Raw genomic sequence first — 21539 nt, 5'->3', positions numbered from 1 at the left:
ACAGTTCTCTCGACGGTCGCGGGATCGGTGCTGCAACACAGCGGGCTTCAGGCCGGCCGGGAGCGCGCGATTGCTCAGGGTTCATCGGACGTCGCCTCGACATGCCGGGGCAGGGTGACACGGATGCGGGTTCCGCACTGACGGTCAGGGAAGGCCGGGCTATCGATGGATATCTGCCCATAATGCTCTTCCACGATCGAATAGACCAGAGCCAGGCCGAGGCCCGTACCTTTGCCCGGGTCCTTGGTGGTGAAGAAGGGTTCGAACAGACGATCCATGATCGCCCTTGGAATACCGCTGCCTTCATCCTCGACGATCAGCTCGATGCTGTCGCCCTGCTGTTCGCTGGAGACGCGGATGGTGCCGCCGTCAGGCGAGGCATCGCGAGCGTTGGACAGCAGGTTGATCAGCACCTGAGCCAGGCGCTGGGGGTCGCCGCTGACCCAGTGATCGGGATGGCACAGGTTGAAGAACTGCACGTCGTGGCTGCGCTTGTTCAGCGACAGCAGACCGATGGCTTCGCGCGCCACTTCGGCTAGGCACACCGGTTCGCTGTTATGAGTGCGGGTACCGGCGTGGGCGAAGCTCATTAGCGACTGCACGATGCGCGAGACACGCTTGGTCTGTTCGAGAATCTGCAGGCTGGCTTCCTCGATCTCGCCGTCACCCTCGCGCTCTTCCTTGAGGTTCTGTGCCAGGCAGGCGATGCCGGTGATCGGGTTGCCGATCTCGTGCGCTACCCCGGCGGCCAGGCGACCGATGCTGGCCAGACGCTCGGAATGCACCAGCTTGTCTTCCAGCAACTGGGTCTCGGTGACGTCTTCGATCAGCAGCACCAGGCCGTTACTGCCGGGTGCCAGCGGCTCCTCGATGGCGGCCTTGTGCAGGTTGAGCCAGCGCGCCTGGCCATCGAGGTTGAGGCGCTGTTTGTGCAGGTGCTCGATGTTCAGGTCGACGAAGCACACCAGCAGTTCGCGCCAGGGACTGGGTAGGGCATCGAGCCGGGAGCCGATGACCTGCTGCGCGGGGATCTCGGTGAGATCCTCCATGGCGTGGTTCCACATGACGATTTCCTGGTCGGTGGCCAGCGAACACACGCCCATCGGCAGTTCCTGCAGGGTCTGGCGGTGGTAGCGGCGCAGGGTGTCGAGCTCGGCGGCCAGGCCGGTCAGGCGCGAGTGGTAGTCCTCCAGGCGTGTCTCGATGAAATGGATATCCTCGCTGACGTAGGCCTGGCTGCCGGATTTGTAGGGTAGGAAATTCTCCACCAGATCCTGCGCCACGCTGGGGCCCATGAGGCCGGAGAGGTTGGCCTCCAGGCGGTCACGCAGGCGGCGCAGGGCGTAGGGGCGGCGTTCATCGAAGGGCAGATGCAGGTCGCGCAGGGCCCGCTCGACTTCCTTCTGCGCGGTCATGGCGCCCAGCGGCTTGGCAAGTTGCGCGGCAAATTCCTGCGGCGATACGGCCAGCAGTTCGCGACGTTGCGGGCGGCGTACATTGTCCACGGCGCAGGCTTCGGCGGCGCTGACTTCATCGGCGCTGGCCTCGGTGAACAGCGACACCAGGGTAAATATCAGCACGTTAGCGGCCAGCGAGGCGATGGCTGCGAGATGCCAGCTGGTGTCATCCAGCACGTACACGGTGCTGAACACCGGCACATAGAGCGTCTGCACATTGCCCAGCAGCGGTAGCAGCAGGCTGACCGCCCATACCAGCATGCCTGCCAGCAGGCCGGCGATGAAACCGCGTCGATTGGCGTTCGGCCAGTAGAGTACCGAGAGTGTGGCCGGAAGGAATTGCAGGGTGGCGACGAAGGCGACTATGCCGAGGTTGGAGAGGTCCTGTTCGGCCTTGAGCAGGCGGTAGAAACCATAGCCGGCGAGGATGATGGCGCAGATCAGGCCACGGCGGGTCCACTTCAGCCAGCGGTAGATGTTGCCTTCGGCAGGCGGCTGGTACAGCGGCAGTACGATGTGGTTGAGAACCATGCCCGACAGCGCCAGGGTCAGCACGATGATCAGGCCGCTGGCCGCGGACAGGCCGCCGACATAGGCGAGCAGGGCCAGTGTTTCGCTTTCCACGGCAATACCCAGGCCCAGGGTGAAGTATTCCGGGCTGGTGGTGGCGCCGAGCTTGAGGCACGACCAGAGAATCAACGGGACCGCCAGGCTGAACAACAGCAGCAACAGCGGCAGGCCCCAGCTGGCCGTGACCATGGCCCGCGGGTTGAGGTTCTCGGTGAAGGCCATGTGGTACATGTGCGGCATGACGATGGCCGAGGCGAAGAACACCAGCAGCAGGGTCCTCCATGGGCCTTCCTGCAGCGGGGTGTGCAGGGCGGTCAGCGCCGACTGGTTCTGCAGCAGCCACTGCTGCAGGTCCTGCGGGCCGTCGAACACACCATACAGGGCGTACAGGCCGATGCCGCCAAGGGCCACCAGCTTGACCACCGACTCGAACGCGATGGCAAACACCAGACCTTCATGTTTCTCGCGGGTGGCCACATGACGGGCGCCAAACAGCATGGTGAACAGGGTGATCAGACCGCAGAAGGCCAGGGCTACGCGTTCCTGCAGAGGTTCATGGGTGAGGATACTGATCGAGTCGGCGACCGACTGGATCTGCAGCGCCAGCAGTGGCAGCAGGCCGAGCAGCATGAATACCGTGGTCAGGGTGCCGGCGGCGGTGCTGCGGAAACGGAATGCAAACAGGTCGGCCAGCGATGACAGCTGGTAGGTGTGGGTGATGCGCAGGATCGGATAGAGCAGCACCGGCGCGAGCAGGAATGCGCCGGACACCCCCAGGTAGCTGGCCAGAAAGCCATAGCCGTACTGGTAGGCCATGCCCACGGTGCCGTAGAAGGCCCAGGCGCTGGCGTACACGCCCAGCGACAGGGTGTAGGTCAGCGGGTGGCGCATGATGCGTCGGGGAATCCAGCCGCGTTCGCTGATCCAGGCAACCCCGAAAAGGGCCAGTAGGTAGAGCGTGCTGATGGCCAGCAGCTGGCTAAGGCTAAAGCTCGTCAGCATCGTGTTGGCTCTGCAGGATGAAGGTTGCCACGATCAGGATCAGCCACAGCAGGTACGGGCGGTACCAGGCGCCGGTGGGCTCGATCCACCAATCCATGATGGCGGGGGAAAACAGGTAGATCCCTACTACCAGGAGCAGGACCAGACGGTAGATGTACATGCCGGAACTCGTGACGGGCGTGTCGCGATGGTAGCGGAGCCGACCGGCGGCTGAAAGCATCGTGACCCGGCGAGGCGGTCAGCGCAGTTGCGCTTCGGCCAGGGTGCGGCAGCGCGGGATGCGCAGGGCATCCCAATGGCTGATGGCCCAGTCCAGCACCTCGTCGGTGCTGCAGGCGGCGAGAGCTTCCGGCGGTTGCTGGCCCAGGGCGCGCAGGGCGCGTACCAGCAGGGTGGGGGCCTGATCGGCCGGCAGCGGCGGCGAGCGGTAGGACTTGCCCAGTTTGTGACCGTCCGGCTGGATGATCAGCGGCACATGCAGGTAACGCGGCTGGGGCAGCCCGAGCAGCTCCTGCAGGTACAACTGGCGCGGCGTGGAGTCGAGCAGGTCGGCGCCGCGGACGATATCCGTGATGCCCTGCCAGGCATCATCCAGCACCACGGCCAACTGATAGGCGTACAGCCCGTCGCGACGGCGGATCACGAAGTCGCCGACTTCACGGGCCAGGTGCTGGCGGTACTTACCCTGCACCCGGTCGCAGAAGTGGTAGTCCAGCTCGGGTACACGCAGGCGGATGGCCGCGTCATCGGGGGGCAGTTGGCGATTGCGGCAGGTGCCGGGATAAATGCCGTGGTGGCCCTCGAGTTGCTTGCGCGAGCAGTTGCAGGCGTAGGCAAGGCCTTGCTGCAGCAAACGCTCGATCATCGCGGCATAGGCTGCCTGGCGTTCGCTCTGGCGGATGATCTCACCGTCCCAGTGCAGGCCGTAGATTTCCAGGGCGCGCAGAATGGCGTCCTGGGCGCCGGGCATTTCGCGTGGCGGATCGAGGTCTTCCATGCGCACCAGCCAGCGGCCACCCACATGGCGGGCGTCGAGGTAGGAGGCGAGGGCGGCGACCAGTGAGCCGAAGTGCAGGTGGCCGCTGGGGGTGGGAGCGAAGCGCCCGATGTAGGAGCTGGTGGTCATGGCGAGGCAGGTCGCAGAAATGCAACGGGGCGCCTAGGCGCCCCGTCCGGGATCAGGAACCGATCTGCTTTTCCTTGATTTCCGCCAGGGTCTTGCAGTCGATGCACAGCGTGGCGGTGGGGCGGGCCTCGAGGCGGCGAATGCCGATCTCAACGCCGCAGGAATCGCACCAGCCGTAGTCGTTGTCTTCGATTAGCTGCAGGGTTTCGTCGATCTTCTTGATCAGTTTGCGCTCGCGGTCGCGGGCACGCAGTTCCAGGCTGAACTCTTCTTCCTGGCTGGCGCGGTCGGCCGGGTCCGGGAAGTTGGCCGCTTCGTCCTGCATGTGATGCACGGTACGGTCGACTTCCTGCATCAGCTCCAGCTTCCATTTGTTGAGAATGTCAGTGAAGTGCGCGCGCATCGGATCGCTCATGTACTCCTCACCCTTTTTCTCTTTGTAGGGTTCGAAGCCGCGAATCAGTTGGCTGTTCTGTTGTTTTGCTTTGGTGGCCATGGATGACTGCCTCTCACTTTCTCTTATCCACTGCGCAGGAACGTGTCCATCGCCCGGTAAACGGGCCCTGCGGCTGCAAGCGGGCGAACTTACCAGAAGGTTCCCGTGGGCGCCACTCCCGCATGTCGTGCTTGCTGCCGTGCGCGCAGGGCTTGGGTAGAATTGCGCCTTTGTCTTTTCAGGGTAGCCTCATGGCCCAGTCTTACAGTGCACGCAGTCGTGCCATCGAGCCCTTTCACGTCATGGCACTGCTGGCGCGGGCCAATGAATTGCAGGCCGCCGGTCACGATGTGATTCATCTGGAAATCGGCGAGCCGGACTTCACCACCGCCGAGCCCATCGTGCGAGCCGGCCAGGCGGCGCTGGGTGCCGGCCATACCCGTTACACCGCCGCCCGTGGTCTGCCTCAACTGCGCGAGGCCATTGCTCGGTTCTACGCCGATCGCTATCGCTTGTCGATCGATCCAGAGCGCATTCTGATCACCCCCGGTGGCTCCGGCGCGCTGCTGCTGGCGACCAGCCTCCTGGTCGATCCGGGCAAGCACTGGCTGCTGGCCGATCCAGGCTATCCGTGCAATCGCCATTTCCTGCGGCTGGTCGAAGGTGCCGCGCAACTGGTGCCGGTCGGCCCCGAGGTGCGTTACCAGTTGACATCGGAGCTGGTCGAGCGTTTCTGGAGCGCTGACAGTGTGGGGGCCCTGGTGGCGTCGCCGGCCAATCCCACCGGCACCCTGCTGGAGCGTGATGAGCTGGCTGCACTGTCGCAGTCACTCAAGCAGCGTGGCGGGCATCTGGTGGTGGACGAGATCTACCATGGTCTGACCTACGGCTGCGAGGCGGCCAGCGTGCTGGAGGTGGATGACGAGGCGTTCGTGCTCAACAGCTTCTCCAAGTATTTCGGCATGACCGGCTGGCGCCTCGGCTGGCTGGTGGCGCCGCCGGCCGCGGTGGGCGAGCTGGAGAAGCTGGCGCAGAATCTCTATATCAGTGCCCCCTCGATGGCCCAGCATGCGGCACTGGCCTGCTTCGAGCCGGAGACGCGGGCCATTCTCGAGCAGCGTCGCGGCGAGTTCGCCGCGCGCCGCGACTATCTGCTGGCGGCCCTGCGCGAACTGGGTTTCCGCATCGCCGTGGAGCCACAGGGCGCCTTCTATCTATATGCCGACATCTCGGCATTTGGTGGCGACGCCTTTGCGTTCTGTCGGCACTTTCTGGAAACCGAGCATGTGGCCTTCACCCCGGGCATCGACTTCGGCCGTTACCAGGCCGACCAGCATGTGCGCTTTGCCTACACCCAGAGCCTGCCGCGTCTGCAGCAGGCGGTCGAGCGCATTGCCCGCGGGCTGAAGAGCTGGCGCCCCGATGCGCTTTGATCCGCCCCTGGAGGAGGGCTGCCTGCTGCGCCGCTACAAGCGCTTTCTCGCCGATATCGAGACCGCCGGCGGCGAGCAGCTGACCATCCACTGCCCGAACACCGGCTCGATGCTCAACTGCATGAGCGAAGGTTGCCGCGTCTGGTTCAGCCGCAGCCAGGACCCTAAGCGCAAATTGCCGGGCACCTGGGAACTGGGCGAAACCCCGCACGGGCGCCTGGCCTGCATCAATACCGCGCGGGCCAATGCGCTGGTAGAGGAGGCTCTGTGTGACGGGGTGATCACTGAACTCGCCGGTTTTACCGGGCTCCGGCGTGAGGTGCGCTTTGGCGAGGAAAACAGCCGGGCGGATTTTCGTCTGGAATTCTCGACAGGGCCGGTTTGGATCGAAGTGAAGAGCGTGACCCTGGGTTTTGCGGATTCGGCCGTGGCCGCCTTCCCCGATGCCCGCACCGAACGAGGCACCAGGCACCTGCGCGAGCTGGCGGCACAGACCCGCGCCGGTGTGCGGGCCGTGCAGCTGTATTGCGTGAACCTCAGTGGCATCGAAGCAGTACGCGCGGCACAGGAGATCGATCCGGCCTATGCCGCCGGGCTCCGTGAAGCCTGGGAGGCGGGTGTCGAGGTGCTGGCCTATGGCGCCGAGATCACCCCCGAGGCGATTCGCCTGGTGCGACGCCTGGACGTAGTGCTCTAGCCAGGCTTTTCAAGCCGAAACCCAGATGCTGCCGTCCTGCTCCTGACACCCAATCGCCTGGAGCATCTGTCCGGCACAGGGGCCGGCCACGCACTCGCCGGATTCGATGAGAAACAGCGCTCCGTGGGTCGCGCACTGGATCAGGCTGCCGCTGTGATCGAGAAACTGGTTGGGCAGCCACTCCAGGGCAATGCCGCGATGAGGGCAGCGATTGCGGTAGGCGTACACCTGCCCATGTCGGCGTACCAGCAGCAGGTTGCGGTCTTCAACGATAAAACCGCGGCTCTGGCCCTCGGCCAGTTCGCGGCTGAAACAGAGCAAATGCATGGCAGCCTCCGAAGGGTGTGCATTATCCCTGCCCGTCACCGCTGTCGGTAGTGTCCACGCAGATTTTCCTGTCCGCTGGGCCGTGGCGGTTGAGACTAACGAGTCGCTATTGCTTGCCAGGGGGCGCAAGTGCTGGCCAGCATGGCAGCAGGCTTTTATCCTGCCGCTCCAAGTCTTCGTCTGGCGCACGCTCAGTCATGATTGCCGTCATCTCTTCTCGTTCCCTGTTTGTCGCGTTGACGGCCTTGCTGTTGCTGGCGCTTTGGCTGTCGCTGGCCTTGGGGCCGGTCAGCCTGCCTTTGCTGGATACCCTTGAGGCGTTGCTGCGCCTGAGCGGCTTGTCTGGTGAACAGGTGCCGGGGCAGGCCGAGCTGATCATCGGCCAGATTCGTCTGCCGCGAACCCTGCTGGGGCTGTCGGTGGGTGCGGTGCTGGCGCTGTGTGGTGTCGCCATGCAGGGGCTGTTTCGCAATCCGCTGGCCGATCCCGGTCTGGTCGGAGTCTCCAGTGGTGCCGCCCTGGGGGCGGCGCTGGTGATTGTCGGCAGCACCAGTCTGGGTTGGGGGCTTGGCCCCTTATGGCTGCAGCCCTACCTGCTGTCACTGGCCGCCTTCGCCGGTGGTCTGGGGGTGACGGCCGTGGTGTATCGCCTCGGGCGGCGTGACGGCCAGACCAGTGTGGCCGCCATGCTCCTGGCCGGGGTGGCGCTGAGTGCTCTGGCTGGTGCACTGATTGGACTGTTCACCTACCTCGCCGACGATGCGACGCTGCGCAGTCTGACGTTCTGGAACATGGGCAGCCTCAATGGTGCCAGCTATGCACGGTTGTGGCCGTTGCTGTTGGTGGGTGTGGGGGTGGCCATCTGGTTGCCACGCCGGGCGACGGCGCTGAACGCGCTGCTGCTGGGTGAGTCGGAAGCCCGTCATCTGGGATTCGAGGTCGAGCGGCTGAAGCGGGAACTGGTGCTGTGCACCGCCCTGGGGGTAGGCGCGGCGGTGGCAGCGGCCGGGCTGATCGGTTTTATCGGGCTGGTGGTGCCTCATCTGCTGCGCCTGCTGGTCGGTCCGGATCACCGCATTCTCCTGCCGGCATCGGCGATGGCCGGTGCGGCGCTGTTGCTGCTGGCGGATCTGCTGGCGCGCTTGCTGCTGGCTCCGGCGGAATTGCCGATTGGCATCATTACCGCATTGCTCGGTGCGCCGTTCTTCCTCTATTTGCTGGTCAAGGGGCGTCACTGATGCTGCAGGTAATCGATCTGGGCGTGAACCGTGGCGAATGCCCGGTATTGCGCGACATTGCCCTGACTGTGCGGCCGGGGGAAGTGCTGGGGGTGCTGGGGCCCAATGGCGCGGGCAAAAGCACCTTGCTGGCTGCTCTCAGTGGCGAGCTGCCGGCCAGTGGCGGGCAGATACTGTTGAACGGCACGCCGTTGCAGGGCTGGGAGGCGTTGCCCCGGGCCCGACAACTGGCGGTGTTGCCGCAGAGCTCCACGCTGGGGTTTGCCTTCCGCGTGGATGAGGTGGTGGGCATGGGGCGCCTGCCGCACGCCAGTGGCCGGGTTGTCGATGCGCAGGTCATCGAGGCCGCACTGGCTGCGGCGGATGTCGGGCATCTGGCGGGGCGCAGTTACCTGACCCTGTCCGGGGGGGAGCGCCAGCGCGTGCATCTGGCGCGGGTTATGGCTCAGCTGTGGCCGGGGCAGGCCGGGCAGGTGCTGTTGCTCGATGAGCCGACCTCCATGCTTGATCCGCTGCATCAGCACACCATCCTGCAGGCAGCGCGTCAGTTTGCCGAGCGCGGCGTGGCGGTGCTGGTGATTCTGCATGATCTGAATCTGGCGGCGCGCTATTGCGACACATTGCTCTTGCTCGATCGTGGCGAGTCCTGTGCCTATGGTCCTGTGGTCGAGGTGCTGCAGGCTGAGACGGTTAGTCGGGTGTTTGGGCTGGAAGTGCTGGTACAGGCGCACCCCGAACGGGGTCATCCGTTGATTGTGGCGCGTTGAGGTAATCATGAATTTACGTGTTGTGCTGGTGACGGTGCTGGGGCTGCTCAGTGCCTGCCAATCTTCAGTGTCCGAGGTGCCGGCCTGGCAGGCACCTGCTCAGCGGGATCACCCGCAGTTGGGAGTGATTGAGGAACTTCGCACAGGGCAGCGTTTGACGCCGGAAATGCTGCTGGCTCGCCTGGTGAGCGCGCCGCAGGTGTTGGTGGGGGAAAAGCACGACAATCCCGATCACCATGCGCTGCAGTTGTGGCTGCTACGCGGGCTGGCGCGCGAGAGGGCTCAGGGCAGTCTGCTGCTGGAGATGCTCAACCCGGATCAGCAGGGCAAGGTCGAGGCGGTTCAGCAGCGTCTTCGTCAGGGGGAGAGGCTTGAGAACCTGCCGCGGCAGCTGGGATGGCAGAAGAACTGGTCGTGGTCGCTGTACGGCCCGCTGGTCGACTATGCCCTGCAGCAACCGTTTCCGCTGCTGGCGGCCAACCTTGATCGTGACGAAATCATGGCGATCTATCGCAGCAAACCCGCGCTGAGTGGCAAGGCGTCGACAGCTGAAACGGTGCAGAAAGCGCTGCTCGATGATATCAGTGCGTCACATTGTGGGCTGCTGCCGGAGGCGCAACTGCCGGCCATGCTGGCCGTCCAGCAGCAACGTGACCGGCGCATGGCTGAGCGTCTGCTGGCGGCGCCGGCGCCAGGCCTGCTGTTCGCCGGAGGTTTCCATGTGCGCAAGGATCTGGGCGTTCCGCTGCACATGAAGGATCTGGCTGGCATTGAGCCGGTCGTGCTGATGCTGGCGGAGGCGGGGCAAACGGTCGGTGTTGAGCAGGCCGACTATGTCTGGTACACGGCGGCCTTGCCTGAGCAGGACTATTGCGCCCAGTTGCGCCGTTAGGCGTGGGGCTAAATGAAAGAAGCCGGCAACTGCCGGCTTCTTTCATTTCTTGTGCACGTTCTTCGGTAGTTGCACTACCTGGCTTTCCGAGTAGATGTCGTGCCAGGTGCGTTTTTCCTTGTCCCACAGCAGCCACAGGTAACCCAGACCGCCACAGAGCCAGGAGCCCACGGACACGACAAAACGCAGCAGTGCCTGCCACAGGCTGATGGCGCTGCCGTCGGCATTCTGGATGCGCAATCCCCACACCTGCATGCCAAGGGTCTGACCATTGTGCGTCCAGAACTTGGCGAAGAAGCCGAACAGCACCATGACCAGGATGGTCGAGAGCAGCGGGTCTCCGTCCAACGCGCCGGCGTCGCTGAGCTGGCGCAGGCGCTCTTCGCCGATGATGCTCATCTGGATGCCCTTGTAGATCAGGGTCACTACCATCAGCAGGGCCACACTGAGCAGAAAGTCGTAGAACAGGGCGGCCAGACGGCGGATCAGTCCGGCTGTGGGGAAGTCGCCCTGAGGGCGCAGCTGATGTTTCGGCATGACGGGCTCACGAAGTGCATTCGGCCGTCATTGTAAGGCGGGAGCAGCAATAAATGGCAGGCAGAAAAAAGCCCCCAGGGTTTCCCGTGGGGGCTTTTCTCATTTGGCCTTAGCCTACCAGTTGTACCTGGTCTGCTTGCATGCCTTTCTGGCCTTGAACGGCCACGAAAGTCACTTTCTGGCCTTCTTTCAGGCTCTTGAAGCCGTCAGCCTGAATAGCGCGGAAGTGAACGAACAGATCTGGGCCGCTTTCCGGGGTGATGAAGCCGTAGCCTTTCTCATCGTTGAACCACTTCACGGTGCCGTTTTGACGCTGGGACATGCCTAAAATCCTTGAAACTTAATAAAACGCCTCGTCCTCATGGCCGAGGGCCGGTACTGAGTTTTGCAAGGATTTAAGGAAAATCAAGCAAAGATGAAGCGGATCTAACGATCTACTGCATCAGGTCATGTTTCTCGTGACCCATGCAAACACACAGTGAAAAGCACTCTACGCCAAATGTGTTGTGATTGCCAACAGGAAAAACAGGAGGGAAATGCGGGGGTAAAACGAGGGGTAAATCGAAGGAGTGGTGCCCCGGGAGAGACTCGAACTCTCACGTTGTTACCAACGGCGGATTTTGAATCCGCTGCGTCTACCATTCCGCCACCGAGGCACAGGGCGCGAAGTATAGGGATGCGTCTTGGGGCGGTCAATCGACAGGCGGTCTTTGTCGGTGACTTTGGGTGGACTGTCCTTCTGTGGTGGGGGCGGACTATGCTCGGGGAAAGAGTGCTCGGAGCTTGATGTGAACGGTCTTGTCCGGTTGACGTTGTGGGTGTCCCTTAGTCTCTCGCTTTGTGCCCAGGCGGAGTCGGTTCGTTATGCCGTGACCAGCGAGAGCTGGGAGCCCTATTGGATAGTGCGCGATACCGCCGTCAGCGGGATCCTGAGTGATGTCATGCAGGCGCTGCAGGTGAGTCTGGACGAGCCCTTGCTGGCGGATCGACCGCTGCCACCCCTGCGGGCGCAGAAACAGTTCCGTGAGGGCCGGGTGCAGCTGGAATGCTGCGTTAGCAAGGCCTGGCGAGCGTCGCCTGAGCAGGCAGAGGTGTCGCTGTGGAGCGATACGGTACTGGACGCCGAAGAAGTGCTGGTGTTTCCCGCCGGCCGGGCATTCCCCTTCGGCCAGTTGCAGGACTTGCAGGGTCATACCATCGCAACCGTGCGGGGCTATGGATACATCGGCAGTGAGTACTTTACCCGGAGTGACAGTCCCGACAGTAAGTCGCAGTTGCGCAGGGTAGCCCAGAGGCGTGTCGAGGCCGCAATTATCGACCGGCTGGAGGTTGCCTATCTATTGCGGGAACATCCGGATCTAACTGGTTTGACAGAGCAGATCGAACTGGGGCCTGTGATCAACCGTTCTGCGCTGCGGATTCGGGTGCATCGTACTCGGGCCGATCTGCTTGTGCCGCTGAACGCGGCCATTGCCAAGGTCCGGCAGGATGGCACGCTGGCCGGCATCGTTGAGCGTTATACCGGGGTGCGTTAGTCGGGCTGACGGGCTCGTGCGTGGCTGCCGATAGGGGTTTCCGGTAAGATTTGCGCCCCTAACGAGAATTACCCGCTATGCGCGTTGCCGATTTTCACTTCGACCTGCCTGAACAGTTGATTGCCCGCTACCCGTTGGCGGAGCGCCGTGCCAGTCGCCTGCTGGTGCTTGACGGCCCTAGTGGGCAGCTTGGTCATCATCAGTTTTCCGATGTGCTGGGCTATCTGCGCCCTGGCGATCTGGTGGTGTTCAACAACACCCGGGTGATTCCAGCCCGTCTGTTCGGTCAGAAGGCCAGCGGCGGCAAGCTGGAAATCTTGGTCGAGCGAGTGCTCGATACCCATCGTGTACTGGCCCATGTGCGCTCCAGCAAGTCGCCCAAGCCCGGTTCGCAGATTCTGATCGACGGCGGCGGTTCGGCCAAGATGCTGGCGCGTCACGATGCCCTTTTCGAGCTGCGCTTTGCCGAACCGGTGTTGCCGCTGCTGGATCGGGTCGGCCATATGCCGTTGCCGCCCTATATCGATCGTCCGGACGACGCCTCTGACCGTGAGCGCTATCAGACGGTTTATTCCGATAAGGACAAGGCAGGAGCTGTCGCTGCGCCGACGGCCGGGCTGCACTTTGACGAGGCCTTGCTGGCTGCCATTCGTGAGAAGGGCGTGGGTACGGCTTTCGTCACCCTGCACGTCGGCGCGGGCACCTTCCAGCCGGTGCGCGTCGAGCGTATCGAGGATCACCACATGCACAGCGAGTGGCTGGAGGTCACCCAGGATGTGGTCGATGCCGTGGCGGCGTGTCGCGCGCGCGGCGGTCGGGTGATCGCTGTGGGCACCACCAGCGTGCGTTCGCTGGAAACTGCAGCGCAAAGCGGCGAGCTCAAGGCCTTCAGTGGTGATACTTCCATCTTTATTTATCCGGGGCGGCCGTTTCATGTGGTCGATGCTCTGGTCACCAACTTCCACCTGCCGGAGTCGACCCTGCTGATGCTGGTCAGCGCGTTCGCCGGCTATCGCGCCACCATGGCCGCCTACGCGGCGGCGGTCGAGCATGGCTATCGCTTCTTCAGTTATGGCGACGCCATGTTCATCACCCGTAATCCGCAGCCCGATGCACCGGAGACCCAGGCATGAGCTTCATGAAATTCGATTTGCTGGCTACCGATGGGCGTGCCCGTCGTGGTCGCCTGACCTTTCCGCGGGGCGTCGTGGAAACCCCGGCCTTCATGCCGGTGGGCACCTACGGTACGGTCAAGGGCATGCTGCCGCGGGATATCGAGGCGATCGGCGCGCAGATCATTCTGGGTAATACCTTTCACCTCTGGCTGCGTCCGGGTACTGAGGTGATCAAGCAGCACGGTGATCTGCATAATTTCATGCAGTGGCAGGGCCCGATTCTCACCGACTCCGGCGGTTTCCAGGTGTTCAGCCTCGGTGCCATGCGCAAGATCAAGGAGGAGGGCGTGTACTTCTCCTCGCCGGTGGATGGCGCCAAGGTCTTCATGGGGCCGGAAGAGTCGATGGCCGTTCAGCGCGCACTGGGCTCCGATATCGTGATGATTTTCGACGAGTGCACGCCTTATCCGGCGGATTTCGATACCGCCAAGCGTTCGATGGAGCTGTCGTTGCGCTGGGCCAAGCGTTCCAAGGAGGCTCACGGCGATAACCCATCGGCCCTGTTTGGCATTGTTCAGGGCGGCATGCACGAAGAATTGCGTCTGCGTTCGCTGGAAGGGCTGAACGAGATCGGCTTCGATGGTCTGGCGATTGGCGGTTTGTCGGTCGGTGAGCCCAAGGAAGAAATGATCCGTGTGCTGGATTTCCTGCCGCCGCACCTGCCGGCTGACAAACCGCGTTACCTGATGGGCGTGGGCAAGCCGGAAGATCTGGTCGAAGGTGTGCGTCGTGGGGTCGACATGTTCGACTGCGTGATGCCGACGCGTAACGCTCGTAACGGCCACCTGTTCGTCGAGAGCGGTGTGCTGAAAATCCGCAATGCGGTGCACAAACATGACGAGTCGCCGCTGGATGCGAGTTGTGATTGTTACACCTGCCAGAACTTCTCCCGCGGCTATCTCCACCACCTGGACAAGTGCGGCGAAATGCTCGGCAGCATGCTCAATACCATCCATAACCTGCGCCATTATCAGCGTCTGATGGCTGGTTTGCGCGAGGCTATTCAACAGGGTACATTGGCCGACTTCGTTGCGGCCTTCTACGCCAAACGCGGTCTGCCAGTGCCTCCGCTGGCGGATTGAGTAGGCTTGAAATCGACTTGTGCGCACCCCAATTAATGAGAATCGCTGTCAGTTTGCAGAGTTCGTGCGATATCGGTCCGGTTGGCCGGTCGCTCACCCAATACAAGACCTTTGACTAGGAGTTTTACATGAGCTTTCTGATTCCCGCTGCCTACGCCGATGCAGCTGCTCCGGCTGCCGCTGCTGGTCCTGCCGGTAGTGGTTTCGAGTGGGTATTCCTGATCGGTTTCGTGGTCATCTTCTATCTCATGATCTGGCGTCCGCAGGCCAAACGTGCCAAAGAGCACAAGAACCTGATCGGCGGCCTGCAGAAGGGCGACGAAGTGGTGACCTCCGGTGGTATCGCCGGCAAGGTGGTCAAGGTTTCCGATGAGTTCGTGGTGATCGAGGTTTCCGATACCGTCGAGCTGAAGATGCAGAAGGGTGCGATTGCCGCAGCCCTGCCGAAAGGCACGCTGAAAGCCATCTGACTTTCAGGCTGGTTTCCAACAACGGGGCGCTTATGGCGCCCCGCTTCATAATAAACGGGCGGTGTCATGCTCAATAAATACCCACTGTGGAAATACCTGCTGATCCTGGCTGTGCTGGCGATCGGCTTTATCTATTCCGCGCCCAACCTCTACCCCAACGATCCGGCCATCCAGATCAGTGGCGAGAGCACGGCGCTGAAAATCACCGAAGCCGACGTCAAGAAGGCTGAAGATGCGCTCAAGGCCGCTGGCATTGCAGTCAAGGCCGGCAGTCTGGGCGAGAAGAACGCCTTGCTGCGCCTGACCAAGATGGCCGATCAATTGCCGGCCAAGGACGTGCTCAAACATGCCTTCGGCGATGGCTATGTGGTCGCTCTGAACCTGGCGCCGACTACACCGCAGTGGCTGCGCAATCTGGCTGCCAGCCCGATGAAGCTGGGTCTGGACCTCTCCGGTGGCGTGCACTTCCTGCTGGAAGTCGACATGGATAAGGCCGTCACCTCGCGCGTGAAGGTCTATGAAGGGGAGGTGAAGAGCCTGCTGCGCAAGGAGCGTGTGCGCTACCGCAGCCTGCCGCCGCAGGATGGTGCCATCGCTCTGGGCTTCAGTGATGAGGCAACCCTGGAGAAGGCCGAGGCGCTGGTGCGCAAGAGCTTTACCGAGTTCGAGATGACCCGTAGCGAGCGTGCTGGTCAGCAGGTGCTGCGTCTAGCGCTGAGCCAGGCCAAGCTGGCCGAGATTCGCGAATACTCGATCAAGCAAAACCTGACCACCGTGCGTAATCGGGTCAACGAACTGGGTGTGGCCGAGCCACTGGTACAGCGTCAGGGGGCCAACCGTATCGTGGTCGAGCTGCCGGGCGTGCAGGACACGGCCGAGGCCAAGCGCATTCTTGGCAAGACCGCCAACCTGGAATTCCGTCTGGCGGCGGATGCGGACACCGCGCGTGCCGCTACCGAGGCGTTCGAGTTCCGCGAGGCTGGACGTCCGGCTGTGCCGCTGGAGCGTGGGGTGATCATCACCGGTGATCAGGTAACTGACGCCCAGGCCAGCTTTGACGAGAACGGTCGGCCGCAGGTGAACATTCGTTTGGATGGTCACGGCGGTGAATTGATGACTCGCGCCACCCGCACCAACGTCGGGCGCAGCATGGCGGTGATCTTCATCGAGCAGAAGCCGCAGAGCAAACTGGTGCGTCAGCTGGTCGATGGGGTCGAGAAGGAAGTCGAAGTACAGACCTTCAAGGAAGAGAAGAAGATCATCAGCCTGGCCACGATTCAGTCGGCGCTGGGTAATCAGTTCCGTATCACCGGTCTGGATGGTCCGGGTGAGTCGTCCGAGCTGGCGCTGCTGCTGCGTGCCGGCGGTCTGGCGGCGCCGATGCACTTCGCCGAGGAGCGCACCATCGGTCCGAGCCTCGGCGCCGAGAACATCGACCTGGGCATCGAGGCATCCCTGTGGGGTTTCCTCTTCGTTTCGCTGTTCATCATCGCTATCTACCGCTTCTTCGGTGTGCTGGCAACTGTGGCGCTGGGCTTCAACATGGTCGTGCTGCTGGCGTTGATGTCGGCGCTCGGCGCAACCCTGACCCTGCCGGGTATCGCCGGTATTGTGCTGACCATGGGTATGGCGGTGGACGCCAACGTGCTGATCTTCTCGCGTATTCGCGAGGAAATTGCCAATGGCATGTCGATCCAGCGCGCCATCCATGAGGGTTTCGATCGTGCCTTTACGGCCATCATCGACGGCAACCTGACCACGCTGCTGGTCGGCGGCATTCTCTTTGCCATGGGCACCGGCCCGATCAAGGGCTTCGCCGTGACCATGTCGCTGGGCATCATCACGTCGATGTTCACGGCGGTAGTGGTAACCCGGGGCATGGTCAACCTGATCTTCGGTGGTCGGGACTTCAAGAAGCTGTGGATCTAAGGGGCTGACCAGATGAAAAAAGTCATTAATTTCATGGGTATTCGCCACGTGGCCTTTGCGGTCACCGTGGTGTTGACCCTGATTTCGCTGGGTAGCCTGGCCATCAAGGGGCTCAACTTCGGCCTGGACTTCACCGGCGGTACGCTGATCGAGTTGTCCTACCAGAAACCGGCTGACCAGCAGCAGGTCAAGGCGCAGCTGGTTCAGGCTGGTTATGCCGACGCGGTGGTACAGAGTTTTGGTGCCACCACCGATCTGCTGGTGCGTATGCCGGGCGATGACCCGTTGCTGGGCAACCAGGTGGCTGATGCACTGCTCAAGGCCGACAGCGCCAACCCGGCGACGGTAAAACGTGTCGAGTTCGTCGGTCCGGCGGTAGGTGAGGAGCTGCGCGATCAGGGTGGCCTGGGCATGCTGTTGGCGCTCGGGGGCATCCTGCTCTACGTCGCCTTCCGCTTTCAGTGGAAGTTCGGCTTTGGCGCTATCGTGTCGCTGATTCACGACGTGATCGTGACCCTGGGCGTGTTCTCCTTCTTCCAGATCCCGTTTGATCTGACCGTGCTGGCCGCGGTGCTGGCGATCATCGGCTACTCGCTGAACGACACCATCGTGGTGTTCGACCGTATCCGGGAAAACTTCCGCGTACTTCGCAAGACCGAGCTGATCGACAACATCAATATCTCGACCACCCAGACCCTGCTGCGCACCATGGCTACGTCGATCTCCACGCTGCTGGCGATCGTTGCGCTGATGGTGTTTGGTGGTGAGCCGCTGTGGGGCTTCTCCCTGGCGCTGTTCATTGGTGTGTCGGCGGGTACCTACTCGTCGGTGTATATCGCCAGCATTCTGCTGATCTGGCTGAAGCTGACGACTGAGGATCTGATTCCTCCGGCGGTTGCCGAAGAGGTTGATGAGCGCCCTTGATGCCATGGCATAAGAAAAGCCCGGCCTAGTGCCGGGCTTTTTTGTGGGGTGCTTCGCAACTGCTGGCCTGCAGTGGGATCGCCTGGAACTCACCGGCGAAATTGCCCTCCAATTAAGCAGGTGCGGGATTTATCCGCAGATCGCGCCATATTGGAGGGCAAGATGAACAAGTCGATGATCGTAGGAGCGGTGCTGGGTGCCGTAGGTGTCACTGCCGGAGGTGCTGTGGCGACCTACCATATGGTCACTGCTCCCAAGTATGCCGAGGTGCTGGCGGTGCAGCCGGTCAAGGAAACCATCAAGACGCCGCGCCAGGAGTGTCGCGAGGTGACGGTGACCAAACAGGCGCCGGTGAAGGATCAGCATCAGATCGCTGGTACGGTGATTGGTGCACTGGCCGGTGGTTTGCTTGGCAATCAGGTGGGTGGTGGTACCGGCAAGAAGGTGGCCACCGTGGCCGGTGCCGCGGCAGGTGGCTATGCCGGCAACAAGGTGCAGGAAAACATGCAGGCGGGTGATACCTACACCACCACCGAAACACGCTGCAATACGGTGACCGATACCAGTGAAAAACTGGTGGGTTATGACGTGCAGTACCAGCTGGACGGCAAGATCGGTCAGGTGCGCATGGATCATGATCCGGGTCAGCGCATCCCGTTGAGTGACAGTGGCCAGCTGATTCTCTCGCAGCAGACCGTCGCGCCGCCGGCGCAGTAATGGTCCGGCAATAAAAAAGCGCCCCGCGGGGCGCTTTTTTATTGCCGAGTAGAGTTCGCTTAGCGCTTCATGCTCGGTGCCAGGTGCGGCTGGATGGCGGTCAGCACGGCCTTGAAGCACTTGGTGTTGCCCGCCACGATGTGGCCCTTCTCAAGGAATTCGTGGCCGCCGCTGAAATCGCTGACCAGGCCACCGGCTTCCTGAATCAGCAGGGCGCCAGCAGCCATGTCCCATTCGGACAGACCGAACTCCCAGAAGGCGTCGAAGCGGCCGGCGGCCACGTAGGCCAGGTCCAAGCTCGCTGCGCCGGCGCGGCGGATGCCGGCGGTTTCGCCGACCAGGCTGCGGAACATGCCTAGGTAGTTGTCCAGGTTGTCCAGTTGGCTGTCGCGGAAGGGGAAGCCGGTGCCCAGCAGGGCGCCTTCCAGGCTCTTGCGATTGCTTACGCGGATGCGGCGGCCGTTCATGGCTGCGCCGCCACCACGGCTGGCGGTGAATTCTTCCTGGCGGATAGGGTCGAGAATTACCGCATGCTCAAGGCGGCCGCGGTATTTACAGGCGATGCTCACGGCGAAATGCGGCACGCCACGCACGAAGTTGGTGGTGCCATCGAGCGGGTCGATGATCCACAGGTAATCCTTGCCCTCGCCCTGGCCTTCGCTGAGGCCGCTTTCCTCGCCGTAGATACCGTGGTTCGGATAGGCCTTGCGCAGTGCTGCGATGATGGTCTGCTCAGCCGCACGGTCTACTTCGGTGACGTAGTCCTTGGCGTCCTTCTCGTTGACGGAGATGGCGTCCAGGCGCTCGATGGAACGGAAAATCAGTTCACCGGCGCTGCGGGCCGCGCGCAGCGCGATATTCAGCATGGGCTGCATGGCAATTTACCTGGGGCGTTAAAGAAAGCCGATCATATTACCAGAAAAGCGTAGGTCATGCAGGCTGCTCCGTCTGTTGCGTGCGTTGCTCCGCTTCGTTCGGTAACATCGCCGCTCGTTCAATGCCGTGTGAGAGCCTGTGGTGCTGCAGAACATTCGAGTCGTGCTGGTTAATACCAGTCATCCCGGCAATATCGGCGGCGCTGCGCGAGCCATGAAGAACATGGGCCTGTCGCAGCTGGTGCTGGTGCAGCCTGAAGACTTTCCCAGTGGCGAGGCGGTTGCGCGCGCTTCCGGTGCGACCGATGTTCTCGATGCGGCGCTGGTGGTGGATACCCTGGAAGAGGCTTTGACCGGCTGCAGCGTGGTGCTGGGTACCAGTGCCCGGGATCGGCGCATTCCCTGGCCGCTGCTGGATCCGCGTGAGTGTGCGAGTACTTCCCTGGAGCATCTGGAGCAGGGTGGGCAGGTCGCGCTGGTATTTGGTCGCGAATACGCCGGGCTGACCAATGAGGAGCTGCAGCGCTGCCACTTTCATGTACACATTCCTTCCGATCCCGAGTTTGGTTCGCTGAACCTGGCGGCTGCGGTGCAGGTACTCACCTATGAGGTGCGCATGGCCTGGCTGGCTCAGCAGGGGCAGCCGACCAAGATGGCCAAGCTGGAAACCACGGCCATGCTCAATAGTCAGTTGGTGACGGTCGAGGAGCTGGAAGCCTATTTTCGCCATCTGGAGCAGACGCTGATCGCCATTCGCTTTCTCGATCCGGAGAAGCCGCGTCATCTGATGGCGCGCCTGCGTCGGTTGTATGGGCGCTGTGCGATCAGTCGTCTGGAAATGAATATTCTTCGCGGCATCCTTACCGAGACGCAGAAAGTCGTCGACGGCGCTGCTTGCAAAAAAGGTGAAGAGTGATGTTCGAGCGTATGCGGGAAGACATTCAGAGCGTATTTCATCGTGATCCGGCTGCGCGCAATGCTTTTGAGGTGCTGACCTGCTACCCGGGGCTGCATGCGATCTGGCTGCACCGAGTCGCGCATGCCTGCTGGGGGATGGGCTGGAAATGGCTGGGTCGTCTGGTGTCGACGTTCAGCCGCTGGCTGACCGGGATCGAGATTCACCCGGGCGCCAAGATCGGTCGCCGCTTCTTTATCGATCACGGCATGGGCATTGTGATCGGCGAGACAGCCGAGATCGGTAACGATGTCACTCTCTATCAGGGGGTGACGCTGGGTGGAACCAGCTGGAACAAGGGCAAGCGGCATCCGACCCTGGAGGATGGGGTTGTGGTGGGGGCTGGCGCCAAGGTGCTTGGCCCCTTCACCGTTGGTGCGGGCGCCAAGATCGGTTCCAATGCGGTGGTGACCAAGGCGGTGCCGGCTGGCGCTACTGCGGTAGGCATTCCGGGGCGGATCATTGCCAAGGAGGCGGATGAGCAGGAGGCCAAGCGCCAGGCGATTGCCGAGAAGTATGGATTCGATGCCTATGGTCTGGGGCAGGACATGCCGGATCCGGTGGCGCGGGCCATCGGTCAGTTGCTCGATCATCTGCAGGCGGTGGATGAACGCCTAGAAGGGATGTGCAGGGCGCTGACGGCCTTGGGGAGCGATTACTGCGCGAAGAAGCTCCCGGAGCTGCGCGATGAAGACTTTGCCGGGGTTAAAGGCGAGGGTGAGTCGTCGCCTCGCTGATGCTATGTGGGTGCGGGCTTGTTACAATTTGCGCCCGCACTCATGGCATATCCGACTATCTGGCTAGGTCTTATAGTTGACTTAATTAGTCGGAAATTGCATACTCGCTGCAACTCAGCGAATCCGTGGTACTTCCATGCGACTCACCACCAAAGGCCGCTACGCCGTGACCGCCATGCTCGACCTCGCTCTGCACGCGCAGAAGGGGCCGGTTTCCCTGGCGGATATTTCCGAGCGTCAGGGCATTTCCCTGTCTTATCTCGAGCAACTGTTTGCCAAGCTGCGTCGTGGCAATCTGGTGAGCAGTGTGCGTGGTCCGGGTGGCGGCTATCAGCTCGCTCGCGACATGACGGGCATCCAGGTGGCGCAGGTGATCGATGCGGTCAATGAATCGGTCGATGCAACGCGCTGCCAGGGCTTGGGCGATTGCCACAGTGGTGACACCTGTCTGACTCATCATTTGTGGTGCGATCTGAGTCAGCAGATCCATGAGTTTCTGAGTGGCATCAGCCTTGCGGACTTGGTTACCCGTCGCGAGGTACAGGAAGTGGCTTTGCGCCAGGATCAGCGCCGCTGCAATGGCAAAACCCCATTCCTCGACAAGATTGAAGCGTCCACCCTCGATTGAGTGGTGGCGCCGGCCAGCCGGGCCTGAACG

General features: G+C 62.3%; 23 protein-coding genes and 1 tRNA gene. 15 read left to right on the top strand and 9 right to left on the bottom strand.

Annotated elements, in window-relative coordinates:
* Positions 1 to 74: 74 nt before the first annotated feature.
* From HNP49_RS08765 to dksA, 4 genes are all read right to left on the bottom strand, one after another.
* Positions 75 to 3029 carry a sensor histidine kinase gene (locus tag HNP49_RS08765; protein ID WP_184682396.1) on the bottom strand — a complete coding sequence of 985 codons (2955 nt, stop codon included), beginning with the start codon at positions 3027 to 3029 and terminating at the stop codon, positions 75 to 77.
* Entirely contained in the window at positions 3013 to 3189 is a 177-nt protein-coding gene (locus HNP49_RS08760) for a hypothetical protein (protein ID WP_184682394.1), read from the bottom strand. The genes HNP49_RS08765 and HNP49_RS08760 overlap by 17 nt, the downstream gene beginning before the upstream one ends.
* A gap of 78 nt (positions 3190 to 3267) precedes the next feature.
* Positions 3268 to 4155, bottom strand: coding sequence for a tRNA glutamyl-Q(34) synthetase GluQRS (gene gluQRS, locus HNP49_RS08755; RefSeq protein WP_184682393.1), 888 nt, complete (start codon positions 4153 to 4155; stop codon positions 3268 to 3270).
* A gap of 52 nt (positions 4156 to 4207) precedes the next feature.
* The gene (gene dksA, locus HNP49_RS08750; RefSeq protein ID WP_184682392.1) at positions 4208 to 4651 is read right to left on the bottom strand and encodes an RNA polymerase-binding protein DksA; all 444 of its coding nucleotides are present in this window, start codon (positions 4649 to 4651) and stop codon (positions 4208 to 4210) included.
* 191 nt (positions 4652 to 4842) lie between these two features.
* Between dksA and HNP49_RS08745 the strand changes: the two genes are divergently transcribed.
* Both HNP49_RS08745 and sfsA read left to right on the top strand, forming a co-directional pair.
* A complete protein-coding gene (locus tag HNP49_RS08745) occupies positions 4843 to 6024 on the top strand; it encodes a pyridoxal phosphate-dependent aminotransferase (protein ID WP_184682391.1) in 1182 nt (393 codons plus the stop codon).
* Positions 6014 to 6721 (top strand): DNA/RNA nuclease SfsA, encoded by a 708-nt coding sequence (gene sfsA / locus HNP49_RS08740; protein WP_184682390.1) that lies wholly within the window; start codon positions 6014 to 6016, stop codon positions 6719 to 6721. The genes HNP49_RS08745 and sfsA overlap by 11 nt, the downstream gene beginning before the upstream one ends.
* Before the next feature lie 9 nt (positions 6722 to 6730).
* On the opposite strand, the gene HNP49_RS08735 is transcribed toward sfsA, so the two are convergent.
* Positions 6731 to 7048 carry a Rieske (2Fe-2S) protein gene (locus HNP49_RS08735; protein ID WP_184682389.1) on the bottom strand — a complete coding sequence of 106 codons (318 nt, stop codon included), beginning with the start codon at positions 7046 to 7048 and terminating at the stop codon, positions 6731 to 6733.
* Positions 7049 to 7299: 251 nt separating this feature from the next.
* Between HNP49_RS08735 and HNP49_RS08730 the strand changes: the two genes are divergently transcribed.
* The 3 genes from HNP49_RS08730 to HNP49_RS08720 are packed head-to-tail and all read left to right on the top strand — an operon-like array spanning position 7300 to position 9945.
* Positions 7300 to 8286: an iron ABC transporter permease gene (locus tag HNP49_RS08730; protein WP_184682538.1), complete on the top strand. Its 987-nt coding sequence runs from the start codon at positions 7300 to 7302 to the stop codon at positions 8284 to 8286.
* A 23-nt stretch (positions 8287 to 8309) separates the two neighbouring features.
* Positions 8310 to 9053 (top strand): heme ABC transporter ATP-binding protein, encoded by a 744-nt coding sequence (locus HNP49_RS08725; protein ID WP_409372536.1) that lies wholly within the window; start codon positions 8310 to 8312, stop codon positions 9051 to 9053.
* Between the two features lie 7 nt (positions 9054 to 9060).
* Positions 9061 to 9945 (top strand): ChaN family lipoprotein, encoded by an 885-nt coding sequence (locus HNP49_RS08720; protein WP_184682387.1) that lies wholly within the window; start codon positions 9061 to 9063, stop codon positions 9943 to 9945.
* 42 nt (positions 9946 to 9987) lie between these two features.
* Here the strand turns inward: HNP49_RS08720 and HNP49_RS08715 are convergent, their stop codons facing one another.
* The 3 genes from HNP49_RS08715 to HNP49_RS08705 form a co-directional block, all read right to left on the bottom strand.
* Positions 9988 to 10482 carry an RDD family protein gene (locus HNP49_RS08715; protein WP_184682386.1) on the bottom strand — a complete coding sequence of 165 codons (495 nt, stop codon included), beginning with the start codon at positions 10480 to 10482 and terminating at the stop codon, positions 9988 to 9990.
* A gap of 109 nt (positions 10483 to 10591) precedes the next feature.
* A complete protein-coding gene (locus HNP49_RS08710) occupies positions 10592 to 10804 on the bottom strand; it encodes a cold-shock protein (protein WP_095940081.1) in 213 nt (70 codons plus the stop codon).
* Between the two features lie 248 nt (positions 10805 to 11052).
* Positions 11053 to 11138: transfer RNA gene (locus tag HNP49_RS08705), tRNA-Leu, on the bottom strand.
* A gap of 132 nt (positions 11139 to 11270) precedes the next feature.
* Between HNP49_RS08705 and HNP49_RS08700 the strand changes: the two genes are divergently transcribed.
* From HNP49_RS08700 to HNP49_RS08670, 7 genes are all read left to right on the top strand, one after another.
* Positions 11271 to 12017: a transporter substrate-binding domain-containing protein gene (locus HNP49_RS08700; protein WP_311772091.1), complete on the top strand. Its 747-nt coding sequence runs from the start codon at positions 11271 to 11273 to the stop codon at positions 12015 to 12017.
* Between the two features lie 77 nt (positions 12018 to 12094).
* Positions 12095 to 13150: a tRNA preQ1(34) S-adenosylmethionine ribosyltransferase-isomerase QueA gene (queA, locus tag HNP49_RS08695; protein WP_184682385.1), complete on the top strand. Its 1056-nt coding sequence runs from the start codon at positions 12095 to 12097 to the stop codon at positions 13148 to 13150.
* Between the two features lie 5 nt (positions 13151 to 13155).
* Positions 13156 to 14274 carry a tRNA guanosine(34) transglycosylase Tgt gene (tgt, locus tag HNP49_RS08690; protein WP_184682534.1) on the top strand — a complete coding sequence of 373 codons (1119 nt, stop codon included), beginning with the start codon at positions 13156 to 13158 and terminating at the stop codon, positions 14272 to 14274.
* Between the two features lie 128 nt (positions 14275 to 14402).
* Positions 14403 to 14744 (top strand): preprotein translocase subunit YajC, encoded by a 342-nt coding sequence (gene yajC, locus HNP49_RS08685; protein WP_184682383.1) that lies wholly within the window; start codon positions 14403 to 14405, stop codon positions 14742 to 14744.
* A 66-nt stretch (positions 14745 to 14810) separates the two neighbouring features.
* Positions 14811 to 16673 (top strand): protein translocase subunit SecD, encoded by a 1863-nt coding sequence (secD, locus tag HNP49_RS08680; protein ID WP_184682381.1) that lies wholly within the window; start codon positions 14811 to 14813, stop codon positions 16671 to 16673.
* A 12-nt stretch (positions 16674 to 16685) separates the two neighbouring features.
* A complete protein-coding gene (gene secF / locus HNP49_RS08675) occupies positions 16686 to 17597 on the top strand; it encodes a protein translocase subunit SecF (RefSeq protein ID WP_184682380.1) in 912 nt (303 codons plus the stop codon).
* A 162-nt stretch (positions 17598 to 17759) separates the two neighbouring features.
* A complete protein-coding gene (locus HNP49_RS08670) occupies positions 17760 to 18314 on the top strand; it encodes a glycine zipper 2TM domain-containing protein (RefSeq protein ID WP_184682378.1) in 555 nt (184 codons plus the stop codon).
* A gap of 59 nt (positions 18315 to 18373) precedes the next feature.
* On the opposite strand, the gene suhB is transcribed toward HNP49_RS08670, so the two are convergent.
* Positions 18374 to 19189, bottom strand: a complete 816-nt coding sequence (gene suhB / locus HNP49_RS08665) for an inositol-phosphate phosphatase (RefSeq protein ID WP_184682377.1) — start codon at positions 19187 to 19189, stop codon at positions 18374 to 18376.
* A 142-nt stretch (positions 19190 to 19331) separates the two neighbouring features.
* Here suhB and trmJ point away from each other — a divergent pair, with 142 nt between their 5' ends.
* The 3 genes from trmJ to iscR all read left to right on the top strand — a co-directional run bounded on the left by trmJ (position 19332) and on the right by iscR (position 21509).
* Complete coding sequence (trmJ, locus tag HNP49_RS08660; protein ID WP_184682375.1) at positions 19332 to 20105, top strand: tRNA (cytosine(32)/uridine(32)-2'-O)-methyltransferase TrmJ; 774 nt, start codon at positions 19332 to 19334, stop codon at positions 20103 to 20105.
* The gene (cysE, locus tag HNP49_RS08655) at positions 20105 to 20881 is read left to right on the top strand and encodes a serine O-acetyltransferase (protein ID WP_184682374.1); all 777 of its coding nucleotides are present in this window, start codon (positions 20105 to 20107) and stop codon (positions 20879 to 20881) included. The genes trmJ and cysE overlap by 1 nt, the downstream gene beginning before the upstream one ends.
* Positions 20882 to 21017: 136 nt before the next feature.
* Entirely contained in the window at positions 21018 to 21509 is a 492-nt protein-coding gene (gene iscR, locus HNP49_RS08650; protein WP_184682372.1) for a Fe-S cluster assembly transcriptional regulator IscR, read from the top strand.
* Positions 21510 to 21539: the final 30 nt, after the last annotated feature.

It is taken from the genome of Pseudomonas fluvialis (assembly GCF_014207935.1).
Lineage (GTDB): Bacteria > Pseudomonadota > Gammaproteobacteria > Pseudomonadales > Pseudomonadaceae > Aquipseudomonas > Aquipseudomonas fluvialis_A.
The sequence above is the reverse complement of the archived record's forward strand: the minus strand, read 5'-3'. Positions and strand labels throughout refer to the sequence as shown.